Consider the following 19543-nt stretch of genomic DNA (forward strand, 5'->3'; position numbering starts at 1 on the left):
ATATGCACAAGAATCTACAATATCCAGGACAGTCATGTTCAATATCTCATTCTATTTTTAATGTGATTGGTTCCTTATCAAATCAAATTCGAGATGTTTTACCTGTCCTATAAATATACTAGCATCAGATGGTGAATATTCAGAATATATGGAAATTGAACAGGAAAAATATGATAAGATGATGGAAAAAGCAGGAATAAAGGCATTAAAACGAGCATTTGAGCTTGGTGCCTTTACACAGGAGAAATTGGAATTATGGCTCAAGTAAAAAAGAAAAAGAAGAAACAGACAGAAGCACAAAGATTAGCACATCGTGATGCGGTCATTGCGCATGCAGACAATAAATTCGTTGCAGAACTTACAGAAAAGATGGACGCATTCATTTATACAAAGGATTTTTATATTGCCCTTTATAAACAATTGGAAAAAGGAATGACAGCTATCGAAGCCTATGAATCATTGGGATTCGACACAAAAACACTTGGAAAAGACTGTGCGCAGTCTGCAGCCAAAAGAGCAAGACAATAGCTTACAATACATCTATATCAAATTGTGATGAGTATTGGTTTATTCATAGAGAAAATGAAAATGTGTATATATATTCATTTGATAATATTGATAGTGTCATGGAACTGTATAAAGAGGGTATGATTAGTGCTATTTCTGAACCAAGTTTGATAGAATCGTTGATTGATTTAAAAAGGTTCAAATGCAGCAATTAATTCTTCCACAGTTGAACAGGAAGGTATGTTTGGATCATTTACTAATTTTCTTAACTAAAGGACATTATCATTTTGTTCATTGTTTTAGAAGGGTGTTAGGTGAAATAATGTTTTAGTTTTTTTGAGAATACTGTGATTGATTTTAAGGTAAATATTGGTATAATTATATTGAAGGTAGCAATACCTTTAGATGTGGTAAGCATCTTTAAAAGTTGTGGTCGGATGAGAGACGGTAAACGCTCATGTCTATTTACATGCTCGACAACCGAGAGAAAAGTTGTAGTCGGATGAGAGACGGTAAACGCTCATGTCTAATCATTGTCGACAACCGACAGAAAAACTTACCAGATATGTATTAAAAGGAGTAGTGATACTCCTTATTTTTTTTAGAGGTACACATGGGAACGAATCGAAATATTTTAAGACCAGGTCAAAAGGAGAGATTACGTAGAGGAGCGATTCAAGGAAGTTGTTACTACAATCATTTTTTAAAAGATAAAACTTTTGTCGTTGTTACAGAAGATTATATGTATTGTTCAATAACATTTAAAAAGCAAGATTTCTGCCATTTTACAGGACTATCAATAGCTCGAGTATCAGAAAGTAATTTCTTTGACATTTGCCTTAATGGGACTATTACTAATTCCAATATAAGAGATGAACAACATTATGACTACAATACATTAAGAGTCAAAAATAACATTTTAAAAAAATTAAATAAGTTTTTGCATGCGGATGCGTCAACGAATTTATTTATTTCTGGTTTAGTTACAAATACATTTACTTTTTCTTGTGCTATTCGAAATGATACAGAAAATATGACAATTTGTTTTGTTGGAGAAAACAATCGCGCTCGCAGTCTTCGAAAAGCAAGAAATTCTAGAAATACTCAATCTGAAAAGCAAATCATTGGAATTTTTGAGTTGTATAATAACAAATGGGATAAATGTATATATATCCGCAACAGGCAAGATATTGTAGATAATTTTAATCATGATATTTTTTCTGATGAGCTAAAAAGATATTTACATATTGATTAATTACTAACGTTGATTTTTTGAAAGTCACATTTAATAAAAAATGATATAGATATTATTATCATTAAATAAACTAGTGCTATTTACCTTAAGAGACAAAAGAAATGTAATGACATATTATCTACAAGTTTATTCAGCATTATAACAATATGGTGAGTTACATATAATAATGATTGGAACAAGATGTTTTAAGTTGGATTCATGAAAATTAATAATATCTTAGGTAGTATTCAAAACAAAGATATATGCTCAGAAGTCAATTTATGTAAAATGTTGTGTAAGTGTCAATTCTAGCTCTATATCCTAATTTATTAAATGTTTCTATATACGAGAAAAAGCACCTCGATAACGAGGTGCGATTATTTGTCTAATGCAGTAATTAATTCTTCCGTAGTTGAATAGGAAGGCGTGTTTGGATCATCTAGCATTTGTTTGCCTTCTTCAATGGCTTCAATTGTTGTTTGGTTTGGTTCGTGATTCTTCATTTTTCCTCCATGTAGACAAAAAAAGGCCCCTCTGATAAAAGTGGAACAGATTTAGCGTGATAGGTACGTTACTTACAACAGAATCATATCAGAAATAAAAAAAGAAGTCATCTGACTTCTTAATCCTTCATTACGCGATTTCGTTAATAGCTTTTGCTAAACGTGCTTTTTGACGGCTAGCGTAGTTTTTGTGGTGAATACCTTTAGCTACGGCTTTGTCCAATTTAGAACTGCAGTCGTTGTAAGCTGCTACAGCAGCTTCTTTATCTTTAGCATCAACAGCTGCTAATACAGCTTTAATACTTGATTTCAATGCTGATTTTTTAGATACGACTAATTTGTGAGCCTTGTTATTTGTTTTAACACGTTTCTTTTGAGATTTAATCTGTGGCATGAAGTGCACCTCCTGACATAAATTGCATATGGATTATAGCAAAATTTCTGATTTATTGCAACACAACTTCAAAAAAATACGCTATAATACTCTAGTATTGGAGTGATATTATGGAAAACAGACGCATTATTTTTATGGGAACACCCAAAATTGCTAGTGTCGTATTAAAAACAATGTTAGAAAATGATATACATGTAGGCTTAGTGGTAACACAGCCGGATAAGAAAAAGGGTAGAAAACAACAGTTAGTTTATTCAGAAGTCAAAGAAGTGGCTTTAGAATATGACATTCCTGTCTTTCAGCCTGTTAAAATTAAATCAGACTATCAAACGATTCTTGATTTTGCCCCTGATTTAATTGTGACTTGTGCTTATGGACAAATTGTACCTAAGGAAGTCTTGGACTTTCCTGTGTTTGGTTGTGTAAACCTTCATGGTTCTTTGCTTCCTAAATATAGAGGGGGAGCCCCAATCCAAAGAGCCATTTGGAATGGTGATAAAGTAAGTGGGATGTCCTTAATGAAAATGGCACCTAAAATGGATGCAGGTCCTGTTTTAGCCCAAAAAGAAATTGAAATATTGCCTGAAGACAATTCCACATCTTTATTTGAAAAGATGGGTATTTGTGCAAGTGAGTTATTACTGGAACATTTTGAAGAGATTTGTTCTGGAAAGGCTGTCTATGTAGAGCAGGATGAAAGTCAGGTTGTATTCTCGCCTATTTTATCTAAAGAAGAAGAACATATCGATTTAAATCAGGATGATGAACACATCTTGAATCAAATTCGTGCTTTCTCAGATGCACCAGGTGCTTATGTATTGTTGAATGGAAAGAAATTTAAGATTTTAAAGGCAAGTTATTTAGATGAACAGAATGAGTTTGGTCGTCTTATCAAGATTGGCAAGAACAAACTTGGCATTGGTCTTCATTTGGGTACACTTGTGATTGAAACTTGTCAAATGGAAGGAAAGCCAGTCATGGATTGTGCTAGCTTTTTTAATGGACAGGGTCGTAACTTGGTAGGAAATATTGTAGATTAGGGGGAAATCTATGGATCAAAAGAATGTTCGAAATTTTTGTATCATTGCACATATTGACCACGGAAAAAGTACGTTAGCCGATCGTATCTTGGAACTTACGGATACGGTGGAAAAGCGTGAAATGAAAGATCAAATTCTAGATTCAATGGATCTAGAAAGAGAGCGTGGTATCACAATTAAATTAAATGCTGTACAGCTTGTATATCATGCCAAAGATGGACAAGACTACTTGTTCCATCTTATTGATACACCAGGCCATGTCGACTTTACATATGAAGTGTCTCGCTCTTTAGCGGCATGTGATGGGGCTATCTTAGTTGTGGATGCAGCTCAAGGCGTACAAGCACAGACTTTAGCCAATGTATATTTGGCATTAGAAAACGACTTGGAAATCTTGCCTGTATTAAATAAGGTGGATCTTCCAAGTGCCCAACCAGAAGTGGTGAAAAAAGAAATTGAAGATTTAATTGGATTGGATTGTAGTGAAGCGGTTGAAATCAGTGCTAAATCGGGATTGAATGTCGATAAAGTGCTAGAAGAAATCGTGCATAAATTACCAAGTCCAAAAGGGGATAAAGAAGCACCAACACAAGCTTTAGTTTTTGACTCTTTCTACGATTCCTATCGTGGAATCATTGCGTTTGTATCGGTAAAGAATGGAACAATCAAACCAAAAGATAAGATTCGCTTTATGGCAACCGGCGCTGAATATGAGGTCACAGAAGTGGGTGTTCGTACACCAAAAGAAGTTGTGGAAGACCAATTGAACTGTGGAGATGTAGGATGGGTCAGTGCAGCCATTAAAAACATTGAAGATGTTCGTGTCGGTGATACGATTACAGTTGCATCCAATCCTGCAAGTGAACCACTATCTGGATATCGTGAAATGCACCCGATGGTATATTGTGGTTTGTATCCTGTAGACAATGCGCGTTATGACGATTTAAAAGAAGCGTTGTCCAAATTAAAATTAAATGATGCGGCTCTACACTATGAACCGGAAACATCACAAGCTTTAGGGTTTGGATTTCGATGCGGATTCTTAGGTTTATTACATATGGACGTAGTTGAAGAGCGTTTAGAGCGTGAATACAATCTTAGTTTGATCGCAACAAGTCCTTCCGTAATTTATCATGTCTATAAAACAGATGGTACTATGGAAGAAATCGATAACCCATCGGCTTTACCAGAACCTCAAAAAGTGGATCATATTGAAGAACCTTATGTGAAGTGTGACATTATGGTGCCAAAAGAATTTGTGGGTCCGATGATGGATCTTTGTCAGAAAAAACGTGGCGAATATGTAGACCTTCAAGTTTTAGATGATGTTCGTATGATGATGGTTTACCAAATGCCATTAAGTGAAATTATTTATGATTTCTTTGATAAGATGAAATCTTGTACAAAAGGATATGCTAGTTTTGACTATGAATTTAGCGGATACCGTACAAGTAGTCTAGTGAAGATGGATATTTTATTAAATGGACAGATCGTCGATGCCCTATCTACCATTGTGTTTAGAGATTTTGCGTATAACCGCGGTAACGCGATGGCCGTAAAATTAAAAGACTTGATTCCTAAGCAGCAATTTGAAATTCCTGTACAGGCAGCTATTGGTGGAAAGATCATTGCACGTACAAACATTAAGGCATTGCGTAAAAACGTATTGGCAAAATGTTATGGTGGCGATATCTCACGTAAAAAGAAATTGTTAGAGAAACAAAAAGAAGGAAAGAAACGTATGAAGATGGTTGGATCGGTAGAGATTCCTCAAGAAGCCTTCATGGCCGTTTTAAGTATGGATGACGACTAATGGTACCATCAGCCTATGTACATATTCCATTCTGTGATTCGATATGTGCGTATTGTGATTTTGTCCGGATTCAAAAAAATGAACAGTTCTTTTCGAGTTGGAAAGAAAAGTTAATACAAGAAATTCAAGAGTATAAGATTTCAAATCTTCATACTCTTTATTTTGGTGGGGGCACACCAAGTGTATTAAGTTTGGATGATTTTGCATCGATAAGAAATTGTTTTCCCAAAGATATTGATGAATTTACCGTAGAATGCAATCCCGAATCCTTAGATGAAGAAAAACTAGCATCTTATGTTTCTTTGGGAGTCAACCGTATTAGTTTGGGTGTACAAAGCTTTAATGATGATCTATTAAAAGTCTGTCGAAGAAGACATACATCCAATCAGGCTAAGAATGTGATTCGATGGATTCAAGAAAGTGGAATTCATAATTTCTCCATTGATTTAATTTTTGGACTTCCCAATCAAACAATGGAAGATGTGAAAATAGATATTTCCACATTTTTAAGTTTAGATATACCACACTTATCCATCTATTCTTTACAGATTGAAGAAAATTCAATATTTGGAAAGACAGGTGTAGAGCCTTGTGATCCAGATCTTGAAGCGGATATGTTTGAATACATTACCAAAACACTTGAAGCAGCCGGATATATTCATTATGAGATTTCTAGCTTTTGTAAGCCAGGCTATTATTCCAAACATAATCTAGCCTATTGGCAAGATAAAGACTTCTATGGCTTTGGCTGTGGCGCAAGTGGAAGACTTGATGGCATTCGTTATGATAATACGACAAGTTTAAAGCAGTATTGTTTGAAGGGTCCTTGTTCTACATATATTCCTGAACCACTATCTGAACGAGGTATGGATGCGATCATGATGGCATTGCGTACAAAGTTTGGGTTGAATATAAGAGAATGGAATTTGAAATATCAGAATGATTTTAAAAATCATTATGCCACTGTATTAGATACGTATCGTGAGTATTTTTGTTTCGAAGGGGAATGTATCTATTTAAATGATGCTGGACTTGAAATATTAAATACGATTCTAGTTGATTTTATGATGATAGAATGATATCATTTAGTAGCTTTTGTACTGAGAGTCTGGAAACTTCCAACCTTTCGCTCGGTAGAAAAGGACTAATATACATGGAGGAAGAAAAAATGTTATTAAAATCTGAAAAACAAGCAATTATGCAAGAGTATGCAGTACACGAAGGTGACACAGGTTCTCCTGAAGTTCAAATCGCAGTATTGACTGAAGAAATCAACCGTTTAACTGAACACTTCAAAGAACACAAACATGATTACCACTCACAACGTGGATTGATGAAAAAAGTTGGTCGTCGTAAAAAATTGTTAGCTTACTTGAAGGGTAAAGATTTAGACCGTTACAAAGCATTGATCGCTAAATTAGGTTTAAGAAAGTAATCGAAAAGATTACTTTTTTTTTATGCATTTATTTGATAAAATATAAAAGTATGATTGAGGTGAAAAAATGGCGAAACAAGAGTTTCATTTAGATTTTTGTGGTCGGGGGATCACAGTAGAAACTGGTGAAATCGCAAAACAGGCTGATGGAGCCGTTATTATCCGTTATGGAGATACAGTGACTTTATCAACTGCTTGTGCATCAAACCAGGCAAAAGAAGGGATTGACTTTTTCCCTTTAACAGTAAGTTTTGAAGAAAAGTTATATTCTGTTGGAAAAATTCCAGGAGGATTTTTACGTCGTGAAGGAAGACCAAGCGAACATGCGACATTAACAGCTCGTATGATCGACCGTCCAATCCGTCCTTTATTTGCGGAAGGATTCCGTAATGAAGTACAGGTTGTCAACACGGTATTAAGTGTAGATCAAGATGCAAGTCCTGAAATGGCAGCTATGTTTGGTGCTTCATTGGCATTATGTATTTCAGATATTCCATTCAATGGGCCAATCGCAGGTGTTAAAGTTGGACGTATCAATGGAGAATTGGTTGCCAACCCTACAGTGGCTCAAATGGAAGAAAGTGATATCGATTTAACTGTTGCGGGTACTGCAAAAGCTTTAAACATGGTTGAAGCTGGAGCTAAAGAAGTTAGCGAAGAAGATATGCTTGCGGCATTGATGTTTGGACATGAACAAATCAAAAAATTATGTGCATTCCAAGAAGAAATCGTAGCCGCTTGTGGTAAAGAAAAACGTGAAATCGAATTGTATGCCGTAGATGAAACAATCGATCGTGAAGTTCGTGCAAACTTTGAAGCACAAATTCGTGCAGCTGTATCGATTAAAGAAAAATTAGAGCGTTACGGAAAAATTGATGATTTAACAGATGAAGCTGCTGAAATGATCGCAAACAAAGAATATGAATCTGAAAAAGATCAAAACAATGCGGTGAAACAAGCTCGTGAAATCTGTCGTGGTATTGAAGCAGATGAAGTACGTCGTTTGATCATTGAAGATAAAGTACGTCCAGATGGCCGTCAAATCGATGAAATCCGTCCATTGAACTCACAAGTTGATTTACTTCCTCGTGTTCATGGTTCGGCTTTATTTACGCGTGGAGAAACACAGGTATTATCTACAACTACATTGGGTGCATTAAATGACAACCAGATCATTGATGACTTAACTGTTGTTGATTCAAAACGTTTCATGCACCATTATAATTTCCCACCATATTGCGTTGGTGAAACTGGACGTATGGGAAATCCAGGACGTCGTGAAATTGGTCATGGTGCCTTAGGCGAAAGAGCTTTAGCTCAAGTATTACCAAGTGTAGATGAATTCCCATATACAATTCGTACAGTAGCGGATGTTATGGAAAGTAACGGATCTAGTTCTCAGGCAAGTATTTGTGCAGGAACAATGTCTTTAATGGCTGCTGGTGTTCCAATCAAAGCACCTGTTGCGGGTATTGCGATGGGATTGATCATGGATGATAATTCAGGTAAATATACTGTTTTAACAGATATCCAAGGTATGGAAGACCACTTTGGAGATATGGACTTTAAGGTTGCCGGAACGAAAAATGGTATCACAGCTTTACAGATGGATATCAAAGTAACAGGTATTACTAAAAATATCTTCGAAGAAGCATTGGCACAAGCTCACAAGGCACGTTTAGAAATCTTAGATAACATGTTGGCATGTATCCCGAGTCCAAGAGAACAATTGAGTCCATATGCACCTAAGATTGCGATGATGAACATAGATCCAGATAAGATTAAAGATGTAATCGGACCTGGTGGAAAAATGATCAACGAAATCATTGCGCAATGTGACAATGTAAAAATTGATATTGATGATGATGGAAAAGTAGTTATCTACCACAATGATTATGATACAATCGAAAAGGCGAAACAAATGATTAGTGACATCGTACGTGTTGCCAAAGTTGGAGATGTATTTGCAGCAAAAGTTGTTCGTCTAGAAAAATTCGGTGCATTCGTTAACTTGTTTGGTAATACAGATGGTTTATTACACATTTCTAAAATTTCTCACCACCGTGTAGATAAAGTAGAAGACGTGTTAAAACTTGGTGATATCATCGATGTTAAGGTTACAGAAATCGACAATAAGGGTCGTATCAATGTAAGCGCAAAAGCTTTACTTCCAAAACCTAAAACGGAAGAAGAAAAAACAGAAGCGTAAAAGTTAGGAACTCGTTAAAAACGAGTTCTTTTTTCTTGACTATGTGGTAAAATAGTTGGGTAGAGGTGAAAATTATGGATTTTAATACAGAAGTACTTAAATATAAAGACGATTTCTTAAAAGACTTAAACACACTTGTATCGTATGAAAGTGTTCGTGATGAATCAACGAAAGCTGAAAATGCTCCTTTTGGAAAAAACTGTCGTGACGTATTGGATGCCATGTTAGATATGGCCAAGCGCGATGGCTTTGAAACCAAAGACATTGATGGATATGCAGGCGTTGTTGAATATGGTCAAGGAGAAGAAACATTTGGTGTTTTAGGACACTTGGACATTGTGCCACTAGGAGAGGGATGGACAAAAGATCCTTTAAAAGTAACATTAGAAAATGGCTACATCTTTGGACGTGGTGTTATGGATGATAAAGGTCCTGCATTAGCTGGATACTATGCATTAAAGATGATTCGTGACTTAAACATTCCTTTGAAAAAAAGAGTCATGTTGATTACGGGATGCGATGAAGAATCTGGTATGGAATGTATGAACTACTATGTTGATCATGCTGAAGTTCCACAAATGGGATTTGTACCCGATGCCAATTTCCCAGTTATTTATGGTGAAAAAGGTGGCTTACATGTTGGCTTAGTAAGTAGTGATGCAACTGTCATCAAAAAACTTCATGCGGGAAGCCGTCCAAATATTGTGATTGGTAAAGCCGATGTCACAGTGGATGTCATGAGTTATCAACAAGAAGATTTATTTAAGTTCTATTGTGCTACGCAAGGTGTTAAGGGTTCCATCAAAAGAAGTGAAGATGGTGTAACTTTACATATTGATGGTGCATTTGCGCATGCAGCTATGCCATATAACGGTATAAATGCCGCTGTCTTATTGTTGAACTTTATTGGTGAAGCCTATGATGATCAACTTTCAAAAGATTTATATTTCTTATTAAAAGACTGGATGGGTAAACCAGTAGGTATTGAAAAAGATGGCTTATATATGTCTTTCTTGACAATGAATACAGGCATTGTCAATATGGAAAACAATGAAACAGACATCTTAATTGATATTCGTTATCCAAATGATACAAATGCCGATGAAATCATGGCAAAATTTGATGCAGCATGTGCAAACTTGACTTCAAATATAAAAGCAGAAAATCGTGGAGATTCAAAACCATTATTCGTAGACCCAGATTCTCGTTTAGTGAAAGATTTAATGAGTGTCTATCAAAAATACACAGGCGATACTTTCTCTTGTCCAATCACAATTGGTGGTGGAACATATGCTCGTAAATTTGAAAATTTTGTATCGTATGGACCAGAACTTCCAAATGAAGTGATTGAAACCGATGCGTTTGTAGGAGGATGTCACCAACGTGATGAAGGTATTAAATTAGATAACTTATTACAGGCTATCTGTATTTATGCCGATGCGATCGTGACATTGTGCAGCTAATATGAGAATGCGTAAAGTAAAGTGGGCAACGGATTATTTGCCTACTGCGAGTTGTTTAGTAAAAGAACCATCTAAACAAGCAGGAAACTGGAAAAAGCTATTGGATACAGATACTTTACATATCGAAATTGGGTGTGGTAAAGGAAACTATTCTTTAGATATGGCTAAGATGTATCCAGACACTGGATTTATTGCGATTGAAAAGAATGAGAGTGCTGCAGGTATTGCCGCTAAAAAATACGATGAGGATACAGAAAAGAAGCGTTTGAAACTGATTCAAGATGATGCGAGTTCCATTGGAGAATGGTTTGGTCCGCGTGAAGTGGATGTGATCCACTTAAATTTCTCGGATCCATGGCCTAAAAAGCGCTATGCGAAAAGACGTTTATCCAGCGCTACTTTTTTAGATCAATACAAGCGTATTTTATCTTTCAATGGTGAAATCCAAATGAAGACCGATAACAGTGCTTTATTTGAATATAGCTTGATTGAATTTCAAAATGCCGGTTTTAAGATGGTTGAAATCAGTGTAGATTATCGTCGTGAAAAACATGATGAAGATGCAATTACAGAATATGAACAAAAATTTATTTCATTGGGTCAGCCAATTTATCGTTGTGTTTGGAGGTATGCACATGACTGAGCTTCATAATAAAGACGAATTTTTAAACGCATTAACAAATTCAGGCATTCAAGTGATGATGTTTACAGCATTTTGGTGTCCAGACTGTATGTACATCAAACCTTTCTTGCCTGAAATTGAAGAACAATTTAGTGATTTACAGTTCTATTCTTTAAATCGTGATCATTGTATGGATATTGCGATTGAATATGAAGTGATGGGGATTCCTAGCTTTATATGTTTCAAGGATGGAAAAGAAATATCAAGATTTGTTTCTACACTTCGCAAGACAAAAGAAGAAATAGAAGCATTTCTGAATCAGACAATAGAAAGTGAGAAGGAAATATGTTAAAGGATTTAATGCATGCGATCTTCAATGAAGATGTTGAAGAAGACGATGAAGAAGAAGTCGTAGAAGAACCTGCGAAACAAGAAGAAGGAACACCAGAACCTGTTGTTGCACAACCACAAGTTCTAGAAGATGAAGAAGTTGTAAAGCCAGAACCAATTTTAAAGGAAGCAGCAAGCTCTATTGAAACGGATCCTGAAAACTTTATGAATTCTCCTATTTTTGAAAAGGCGATTATTCAACCTAAACCTAAGAAGACAACAATTTTCCAAGGTTTAGATATCGATTCGATTGCACAAGAAGAGGCAAAACCGAAACAAAAAGTGTATAAATACGATCGTCATAAATCGGTAAAAGTACGTCGTGTTGCCGAAGATTTAGATTATCAGCCAGTCCTTTCTCCAATCTTTGGAAATGTGGAAGATTCTAAAAAAGAATTTGATAAAGTGCATGATGCGATTACGTTAAACAAACCAGAAGACGAAGATTTCTCAAAAATCTTATCTCCCATGTATGGAACATACTTACCAAGTATGCAGCCTGCGGATTCCATTCCTGAATACAAGGTTGAAGAATCAAAGAAAAATATGAAGCTTTCTGAAATGTTAGAGAAGCCAAAAAAGGAAACAAACAAACAAGAATCGTTATTTGACAAAGAAGGTGAATAAAATGGCTTATCATTTTATTGGTATTAAAGGAACAGGCATGGCTGCCTTGGCATGTATCTTACATGATGAACATAAAGAAGTCACAGGTAGTGATATCGATAAATATATCTTTACAGAAGATGGATTAAGAGCGCGTCATATTCCAATCTATTCATTCAGTCCCGATAACATTAAGGATAATGACACAGTGATCATTGGTTTATCTTTTGATCAAACGCATCCGGAAGTAAAAGCGGCGATGGACAATCCAACTGTAAAAACATATTATTATAATGAATACTTAGGTATTTTATTAGAGTCATACAGTTCTATCTGTGTTGCGGGAACGCATGGTAAGTCCACAACAACAGGCATTTTAGGCCAAGTTCTTTCTTTACAAGATGAATGTGCATACTTAATTGGAGATGGTCATGGCTATATGCCAGAACGTGCCAACCATTTTGTGCTAGAATCTTGTGAATTTCAAAGACATTTCTTGGCATATCATCCAGATTATGCGATCATCACCAATATTGAATTGGATCACATTGACTATTATAAAGATATGGATGATTATGTATCGGCATTCCAAAGTTTTGCCAACCAAGTCAAAAAAGGCATTGTCATTTTTGGAGATGATGAACACCTTAAAAATCTACACTACAATGTGCCGGTAACTACATATGGTTTAAAGGATGGCAATGATTATCAAGCCATCAATATTGAACAAGGTCCATTTGGTATGCATTTTGATTGTAAGCATAATGGTGAAATTCTAGCTCACGTTGAATTAAATGAAGTGGGAGATGCCTTTATGCAAGATGCCTTAGGATGTTTTGCACTAGCCTATATGTTAGGTATGCCTGCAGATATCATTGTACAAGGCTTACAAGACTATAAAGGAATTGCTCGTCGATTTGTGATTGATGAAGTCAAGGATAGTGTATTAGTCGATGACTATGCACACCATCCAACAGCGATTCGTCTAATGATAGATGCAGTTCGTAAAAAATATCCAGAAAAGAAAATCGTAGCGTTATATAAACCAGATCGTTATTCACGTCTACAATATTTCTTGGATGACTTTGCCAAGAGTTTAAATACGGCGGATCAAGTATGTTTACTGGATTTCCCTAAAAATGCCGTAAGAGAAGATGAAACAATCACAGTCACAATTCAAGATTTGATGGATCGTTGTCCTAATGCGATTTTATTAGATGTAGATGATGCTTCAGCTGAAAAGTTAAAAACATTAGCTCCAGCAGCCTTTGTCTTCATGTCTAGTAAGGACATCTACTTATTGAGAGATAAATTAGAAAAAATGTTATAAGAGTATTTAAGGATACTTGTAGATTGTTGAAAAAGCCTATACCTTTTTATAAGGGAATAGGCTTTTTGTTCTGTTTAGACAGAAGAAGTGAAATCATATCCTATGGAAAACCATTGACCTAAGACGAAGTTAAAAACTAGCAAGGGTGGGTGATTTATTTATGAAAAAACCAAAGGTGGCTTTTATCTGTGTACATAATACGTGCCGTAGTCAAATTGCCTAAGCATTGTCAAAACACCTTTCTTCAAATGTATTTGAAAGCTATTCCGCTGGAACAGAAACAAAACCACAAATCAATCAAGATGACGTACGTTTAATGAAAGACCTGGATTAAATAGACATGGAAAAAACACAATATTCTAAATTGTTGTCAGAAATAGTGCGAGTAGATATTGTGATCACAATGGGATGTAATGTAAATTGTCCTGCGATTCCATGTGAATATAGAGAATATGGGGGATGGAGGGATCCTACTGGAAAAAATGATGTGGAGTTTTCAAAAGGCATTCACTCCATTCATACGAAAATACTTGAATGAACAGAGAAAATAAAAAAGGATGAGCTGATTTCAAAGAAAATATGAACAAACAACATGGTTATACATCGATTTAAGCTTATCCTTTTTTGAAGAGTTGGGTGGGTGTTCAATGAAAGCTTGCATTTGCCATGAAAATGTTCATCATTTCCCGTATTATGCGTCTAGTTTCTGTTTTATGGAAGTGTTCGAATAATTCGACACTTCCTTTATTATTTGTAGCGTTTTCACGCTTGTGAAAAAAAGTTTCAAAATAAATAGATAAGTTAGAGAGTTCATGTTATAATTTTTCTGAGGTGGTATTGTGAGTTTAGATATCTTTATGAGTACATTAGCTCGTGCATTTTCATATGTGTTACCCATCGTTGGTGTCATCGCATTAATTTATATGATTCTCTTTTTGAAGCAATTGATTGAAACTTTAAAACAAGTCTCAAAAACATTGGACACAGCCAATGATCAATTGAAAAAACTAGATGCGCCATTAAAAACGGCAGAAAATATTTCGAATACGGTGGATGAGGTAAATCAAACCGCAAAAGAAACATTTATGAATGTGGTTGGTGCGTTAAGTGAAAATGTACAAAATGCCAAAGACTGGTTTCAAAGTAAAAAAAATGGAAAAGAAAGCATAGAAACAAAGGAGGATGAATGACATGGATGAAAAACAATTAATTGATGATTTAGAAAAAGAATCGATGCTAGAGCTTGAAGTAATGCATGAATCCGAAAATACAGATAATGAAAGAATTATTGAGGATGCCAAGAGCAAAATCGAAAAATTATTCGATGATGTGCGTGACTTATTAAAGGATGCTTCGGATCCTGAAAAGGTTAAGGAAGCATTATCGCAGGCAAAAGAAGATGCGAAAGATATTCTTTCTTCGACAAAGGATAAAGTGGTTGAAGTAAGTGAAAGTGAACAATTTAAACAGACAATGTCAGCTGGAAAAGAATTCTTACAGGGTACAGCTGGATTGGTTGTTGAGGGCTTTAAATTTGGAAAAGAAACATTAAGAAAAAATGATTCTTTGCGCAAGGTAATTGATAAGGCGGATGAAAAAGTCGATGAAATTCGTACGAATGATTCTGTTATTCGTGCCGTTGATAAAGCAGAAGAAGTAACGGGTAAAGCTACCGAAGCATTGTTTAGTGGATTAAAGAAGATTTTTAATAAGGGGGACGAATAGGAATGAAACGAATTACCATTTATGATGTTGCCAAAGAAGCCGATGTCTCATTGGCAACTGTATCACGTGTTATTAATGATAGTAATGTAGTGCGTGAAGATACACGTATGCGTGTTCAACAAGCTATTGAAAAATTGGGTTATAAACCAAATGCGATTGCGCAAGGTTTGGCATTGTCTAAAACTACGACAATTTCAATCGTAATGAGCGAAAAATTGTTTGCGTACAACGCAAAAATCTTGAATGGTTTGATGGATGTCGCAAAAATCTATAACTACAACATCATGTTCCATACAACAAGTAAGGGAATTTCAAAAATGCAGGATGTGATTGAATCTATTATTAAATCACGTGTCGATGGTGTAATCTTGTTTAATGACAACTTCTCAGAAGATGAAATGGAAGTTTTACATGAATACCAAATTCCAATGGTTGTAGTTGGAAGTAAATTAAAAGGGCAAAAGATTGGTAACGTTGGAAATGTATATATCAACTTCGAACGTATGGCTTATGAATTTGTGAATGAATGCTTCGAAAAGGGTATTGATGATATTTCTATGGTAGAAGATAAATTGAATCTTTCTATGATGGAACAATTAAAAGCGGGTGTAGATCGTGCTTATGCAGAAAAAGGATTGGTATTTGATAAGTATGTTACATACGATGATAGCTACAAATCAAGCTACACATTCTTATCCGATTACTACAAAGACCACAAACCAAGTCGTATGGTCATCACATTCCGTGATTCTCAAGCCATCGCTTTAATGAACGCATGTAAAGAAAGCGGATATTCAATTCCAGATGATACAGAACTTGTATGTATCTTGAACTCAAAATATTTGACAATGATGCGTCCAACCATTTCAACTTACAACATTCCTGAATACGATTTAGGAGCTGTTGCGATGCGTTTACTAACTAAGATGTTAGTGGAAGATGAGTCTGTTAAACTGAACAAAGATATTGAAATTTCATTCTCAAAATTATTTAGAGAAACTACAAAGTAAGAGTTCGTTTTGAACTCTTTTTTATATATTAAGATTTTGGTTTCGGGACAGGACCAGAAGTTTATGCTAACTCACTGGATGATAGGTACATAGATCATGGATGTAATTCTGAAGTATTTATAAAAAGCATACAATAAAAAATACATTAAGAAAGACTGAATGAATCGGGATACCGAATGATTCAGAAAGATGGAGTGGATGTTGAAATGTTGCTGGACGACTGTAAACGAACCGGGCACATTATTTATTCGTGTGACTTTTTCGAAAAAAAAGTTTTTTTTCTTGGTTTAGTGTATAATCAAGGCATGGAAATAATTTTTACAAATAACGCAAAAGATAGAAGTGTCTATCGATACAAAAAAGATTTTGAAATGATATTAGAACGTGCATGCAAGGTGTTAGACAGAAAGGGAGACTGGAGTTTATCGGTAATTTATGTAACACCTGAACAGATTCACGAAATTAATCGTGACTATCGTAATGTTGACCGTCCTACAGATGTCATTAGTTTTGCGATTCAAGATGATATGAGTGATATGTGGATTGAAGAAGATCAATATGAACTTGGTGATATTTTTATCAATGTACAAGCCATTCGTGATCAAGCTAAGGCCTATGGTCATTCGATTCGTCGTGAAGCATGTTTCTTATTCTGCCATGGATTACTTCATTTAATGGGATACGATCACATGAAGGAAGAGGACGAAAAGGTAATGTTTGCCTTACAGGATGAGATTTTAGATGAATTGGTTCAAAGGTAGATTTAAATATGCCTTTCAAGGCCTATTTTACGCTTTCACTTGTGATCGCAGTATTCGTCTTCAAGGCATCTTTGGATTGATTGTGATATTGTGCGGCATTCTCTTTCATTGTTCACTAAATGAGTGGATGATGTTGATTTTCGCCATTGGCTTAGTATGGTTTAGTGAAATCATCAATTCGTGTATTGAAAGATGCGTGGATTATATTTCTCTTGAACATACCCAACAAGCCAAACATATTAAGGATATGGCCGCAGGAGCTGTCTTTATTATCAGCGTGCTTGCCGCATGTATTGGGCTTTATGTATTTTTGCCCAAACTATTTTAAAAACGGAGGTAAAATGAGTAATTATAAATCAGGATTTATTGCGATTGTAGGAAGACCCAATGCAGGAAAATCAACATTGTTGAATGCATTGTTGAAAGAAAAAATCGCAATCATGTCGGACAAACCGAATACGACAAGAAACAATATTTCGGGTATTTTGACAAATGAAGATTGTCAATATGTGTTTGTAGATACACCAGGTATTCATAAGCCGCAACAACAACTTGGACGCGTCTTAAATAAGAATGCCTATTCGGCAATGGAAGATTGTGACGTGATTGGATGGATCGTAGATGGCTCTCAAGCTTTTGGAACAGGAGATTCATTCATTTTAAAGCGTATTGAAACATTACATAAACCGGTTGTATTGATCATGAATAAGATTGATAAGCTTGGTAAGGAACAATTATTAAAGCGTTTGATGTATTGGCAAAAACAATATGATTTCAATGATATTGTTCCAATCAGTGCTTTGGATAAAGACAATCTTGAAGAGTTGTTGAAGGTGTTCAAAGGGTATTTGCCAGAAGGCGAGCCGATGTTTCCTGAAGAAATGAAGTCGGATCATGACATCAACTTTAGAATGTGTGAAATTGTTCGTGAAAAGATCTTATTTAAAACTCATGAGGAAATCCCTCATAGTGTAGCGGTTATTTTAGAGCGTAAAGAAAAACGTGGTAACCGCATGTATCTTCAAATGATGGTGGTAGTCGATCGTGAATCACAGAAGGGAATCTTGATTGGGAAACAAGCGAGCATGATTCGTTCGATTCGTCTAGATGCGCAAAAGGAATTAAAAGATATGCTTGGATGCAGTGTGGATTTGGAACTCTTTGTGCGTGTCGAAAAGAATTGGCGTAATCACGAAAACAAGATCAAAGAATTTGGTTTAGACGAATTAGAACAAATCGATGAAGACTAAGATTCAGGCACTTGTATTAAGTGTTGGTGAATACAAAGATAAGGATGGCCTAGTCAAAGTTTTGACTACAGATTCCATTTTAACTTTATACGCAAGAGGACTGTTCAAACCCAATTCTAAGAATTTGCGGCTTGTACAGCCCTTTTCTTATAATGAATTCATGATCGAAGATAAGACACAAATGCCCTTATTACTACAAGGACAAACCATTCATTATTACTATCACATTCAAGAAGATCTGTTTAAATCGAGTTGTTGTTTCGTATTGCACGACTTGATTTCTAAAACTAAAAAAGAAGAAAATTTATTCAATGTAGTATTGGATTGCTGGAACGCAGCCGACAAAGACTTAGATGATTTTTATTTCTGGGCCTGCATCATTCTAAAATATTGTATTGAACAAGAAGGAATCCAACCTTTTATCCAAGGGTGTGTACATTGTGAAAGCACAAGAGTAGAAACTCTTTCTGTAAAAGATGGTGGATTCTTATGTGAAAAGTGCAATCACAATCAATATCCAAAATGGAGTATAGAACAATTAAAGAAATATCGCGCTCTATTTAAGTGCAAAGAAGAAAACTTAGAGTATGTTAAAGATCATTTCAATTTCAATCTTGATGACTTAATCTATCTAGCCAAATGGATGGAATATCATACTCATAAGAATTATCCAAGTATTCGTTTTTTAGAAAGTATTCGAGGTTTAAAGTAATGTTTTATGAATTAGCACTTCAAATCGCAAAAAAGGCACATTCTAAACAAGTGGATAAAGCAGGGAAAGATTATATTCTTCATCCGATGAAAGTGGCTTCTTATATGGATACGGATACAGAAAAGGCAGTTGCGTATTTACATGATGTATTAGAAGATACAGATGTCACAGAAGATGAATTGAGAAAGATGTTCCCAAATGAAATCGTAGATGGCGTAATTACATTAACGCATAGAAAAGATGAATCTTATTTTGAATATATATCTCGAGTCTCTACATCAAAGTTAGCTAAAAAGGTAAAGATTGCTGACCTTTTACATAATTTGGATATCACAAGAATCAAAGAACCTACAAAACAAGATTATCTAAGGCTAGAGAAGTACAAGGAAGCGATTCTATATCTTGCGACGCACTAGTTTTGTGGTACAAAACATATGAAAATGAGAGAACCTATTTTTAAGTGGGTAATTAAAAACAGGCCATGAGAAATCATGGCTTTTTCTTTGTTTGTGTCTTTGGATTTAGTCTAGAAATTTGTT

General features: G+C 35.3%; 22 protein-coding genes and 1 pseudogene. 21 read left to right on the forward strand and 2 right to left on the reverse strand.

Features of this window, described 5'->3' with window-relative positions:
* Positions 1-255 precede the first annotated feature (255 nt).
* Together FYJ55_RS00450 and FYJ55_RS00455 are read left to right on the forward strand one after the other, a co-directional pair.
* The gene (locus tag FYJ55_RS00450) at positions 256-528 is read left to right on the forward strand and encodes a hypothetical protein (RefSeq protein ID WP_154555167.1); all 273 of its coding nucleotides are present in this window, start codon (positions 256-258) and stop codon (positions 526-528) included.
* Between the two features lie 592 nt (positions 529-1120).
* Positions 1121-1762: a PBECR4 domain-containing protein gene (locus tag FYJ55_RS00455; protein WP_154555168.1), complete on the forward strand. Its 642-nt coding sequence runs from the start codon at positions 1121-1123 to the stop codon at positions 1760-1762.
* A gap of 356 nt (positions 1763-2118) precedes the next feature.
* Here the strand turns inward: FYJ55_RS00455 and FYJ55_RS11220 are convergent, their stop codons facing one another.
* Positions 2119-2244: a toxin-antitoxin system protein gene (locus FYJ55_RS11220; protein ID WP_154555169.1), complete on the reverse strand. Its 126-nt coding sequence runs from the start codon at positions 2242-2244 to the stop codon at positions 2119-2121.
* A 130-nt stretch (positions 2245-2374) separates the two neighbouring features.
* Positions 2375-2638, reverse strand: coding sequence for a 30S ribosomal protein S20 (rpsT, locus tag FYJ55_RS00465; RefSeq protein WP_003864936.1), 264 nt, complete (start codon positions 2636-2638; stop codon positions 2375-2377).
* 110 nt (positions 2639-2748) lie between these two features.
* Here rpsT and fmt point away from each other — a divergent pair, with 110 nt between their 5' ends.
* The 19 genes and pseudogenes from fmt to FYJ55_RS00560 all read left to right on the forward strand — a co-directional run bounded on the left by fmt (position 2749) and on the right by FYJ55_RS00560 (position 19420).
* On the forward strand, positions 2749-3678 hold the full coding sequence (gene fmt / locus FYJ55_RS00470) for a methionyl-tRNA formyltransferase (protein ID WP_154555170.1): 930 nt from the start codon (positions 2749-2751) through the stop codon (positions 3676-3678).
* A 10-nt stretch (positions 3679-3688) separates the two neighbouring features.
* Complete coding sequence (gene lepA, locus FYJ55_RS00475; protein WP_154555171.1) at positions 3689-5491, forward strand: translation elongation factor 4; 1803 nt, start codon at positions 3689-3691, stop codon at positions 5489-5491.
* On the forward strand, positions 5491-6570 hold the full coding sequence (hemW, locus tag FYJ55_RS00480) for a radical SAM family heme chaperone HemW (RefSeq protein ID WP_154555172.1): 1080 nt from the start codon (positions 5491-5493) through the stop codon (positions 6568-6570). The genes lepA and hemW overlap by 1 nt, the downstream gene beginning before the upstream one ends.
* Before the next feature lie 89 nt (positions 6571-6659).
* Positions 6660-6926 (forward strand): 30S ribosomal protein S15, encoded by a 267-nt coding sequence (rpsO, locus tag FYJ55_RS00485; protein WP_117923787.1) that lies wholly within the window; start codon positions 6660-6662, stop codon positions 6924-6926.
* 67 nt (positions 6927-6993) lie between these two features.
* The gene (gene pnp / locus FYJ55_RS00490; protein WP_154555173.1) at positions 6994-9135 is read left to right on the forward strand and encodes a polyribonucleotide nucleotidyltransferase; all 2142 of its coding nucleotides are present in this window, start codon (positions 6994-6996) and stop codon (positions 9133-9135) included.
* A 74-nt stretch (positions 9136-9209) separates the two neighbouring features.
* Positions 9210-10598, forward strand: coding sequence for a dipeptidase PepV (gene pepV / locus FYJ55_RS00495; RefSeq protein ID WP_154555174.1), 1389 nt, complete (start codon positions 9210-9212; stop codon positions 10596-10598).
* Between the two features lie 7 nt (positions 10599-10605).
* Positions 10606-11241 carry a tRNA (guanosine(46)-N7)-methyltransferase TrmB gene (gene trmB / locus FYJ55_RS00500; RefSeq protein WP_419006388.1) on the forward strand — a complete coding sequence of 212 codons (636 nt, stop codon included), beginning with the start codon at positions 10606-10608 and terminating at the stop codon, positions 11239-11241.
* A complete protein-coding gene (locus tag FYJ55_RS00505; RefSeq protein WP_154555176.1) occupies positions 11234-11572 on the forward strand; it encodes a thioredoxin family protein in 339 nt (112 codons plus the stop codon). Before trmB ends, FYJ55_RS00505 begins: the two co-directional genes overlap by 8 nt.
* Positions 11566-12237: a hypothetical protein gene (locus FYJ55_RS00510; RefSeq protein ID WP_154555177.1), complete on the forward strand. Its 672-nt coding sequence runs from the start codon at positions 11566-11568 to the stop codon at positions 12235-12237. Before FYJ55_RS00505 ends, FYJ55_RS00510 begins: the two co-directional genes overlap by 7 nt.
* 1 nt (position 12238) lies before the next feature.
* On the forward strand, positions 12239-13546 hold the full coding sequence (locus FYJ55_RS00515) for a UDP-N-acetylmuramate--L-alanine ligase (protein ID WP_154555178.1): 1308 nt from the start codon (positions 12239-12241) through the stop codon (positions 13544-13546).
* Positions 13547-13772: 226 nt separating this feature from the next.
* Positions 13773-14084 (forward strand): annotated as a pseudogene (locus tag FYJ55_RS00520) (arsenate reductase ArsC).
* 301 nt (positions 14085-14385) lie between these two features.
* A complete protein-coding gene (locus tag FYJ55_RS00525) occupies positions 14386-14736 on the forward strand; it encodes a hypothetical protein (protein WP_154555179.1) in 351 nt (116 codons plus the stop codon).
* 1 nt (position 14737) lies between these two features.
* Positions 14738-15271: a hypothetical protein gene (locus FYJ55_RS00530; RefSeq protein ID WP_154555180.1), complete on the forward strand. Its 534-nt coding sequence runs from the start codon at positions 14738-14740 to the stop codon at positions 15269-15271.
* 2 nt (positions 15272-15273) lie between these two features.
* A complete protein-coding gene (locus tag FYJ55_RS00535; RefSeq protein ID WP_154555181.1) occupies positions 15274-16281 on the forward strand; it encodes a LacI family DNA-binding transcriptional regulator in 1008 nt (335 codons plus the stop codon).
* A gap of 305 nt (positions 16282-16586) precedes the next feature.
* Positions 16587-17042, forward strand: a complete 456-nt coding sequence (gene ybeY, locus FYJ55_RS00540) for an rRNA maturation RNase YbeY (RefSeq protein WP_117923899.1) — start codon at positions 16587-16589, stop codon at positions 17040-17042.
* Positions 17023-17370 carry a diacylglycerol kinase family protein gene (locus FYJ55_RS00545; protein ID WP_154555182.1) on the forward strand — a complete coding sequence of 116 codons (348 nt, stop codon included), beginning with the start codon at positions 17023-17025 and terminating at the stop codon, positions 17368-17370. The genes ybeY and FYJ55_RS00545 overlap by 20 nt, the downstream gene beginning before the upstream one ends.
* A 13-nt stretch (positions 17371-17383) precedes the next feature.
* Positions 17384-18292: a GTPase Era gene (gene era, locus FYJ55_RS00550; protein WP_154555183.1), complete on the forward strand. Its 909-nt coding sequence runs from the start codon at positions 17384-17386 to the stop codon at positions 18290-18292.
* Entirely contained in the window at positions 18282-19004 is a 723-nt protein-coding gene (gene recO, locus FYJ55_RS00555) for a DNA repair protein RecO (protein WP_154555184.1), read from the forward strand. The genes era and recO overlap by 11 nt, the downstream gene beginning before the upstream one ends.
* Positions 19004-19420 carry an HD domain-containing protein gene (locus FYJ55_RS00560; protein ID WP_154555185.1) on the forward strand — a complete coding sequence of 139 codons (417 nt, stop codon included), beginning with the start codon at positions 19004-19006 and terminating at the stop codon, positions 19418-19420. Before recO ends, FYJ55_RS00560 begins: the two co-directional genes overlap by 1 nt.
* The last annotated feature ends 123 nt before the right edge of the window (positions 19421-19543 follow it).

The sequence above is a fragment of the Holdemanella porci genome, from assembly GCF_009696075.1.
Taxonomy (GTDB): Bacteria; Bacillota_I; Bacilli_A; order Erysipelotrichales; family Erysipelotrichaceae; genus Holdemanella; species Holdemanella porci.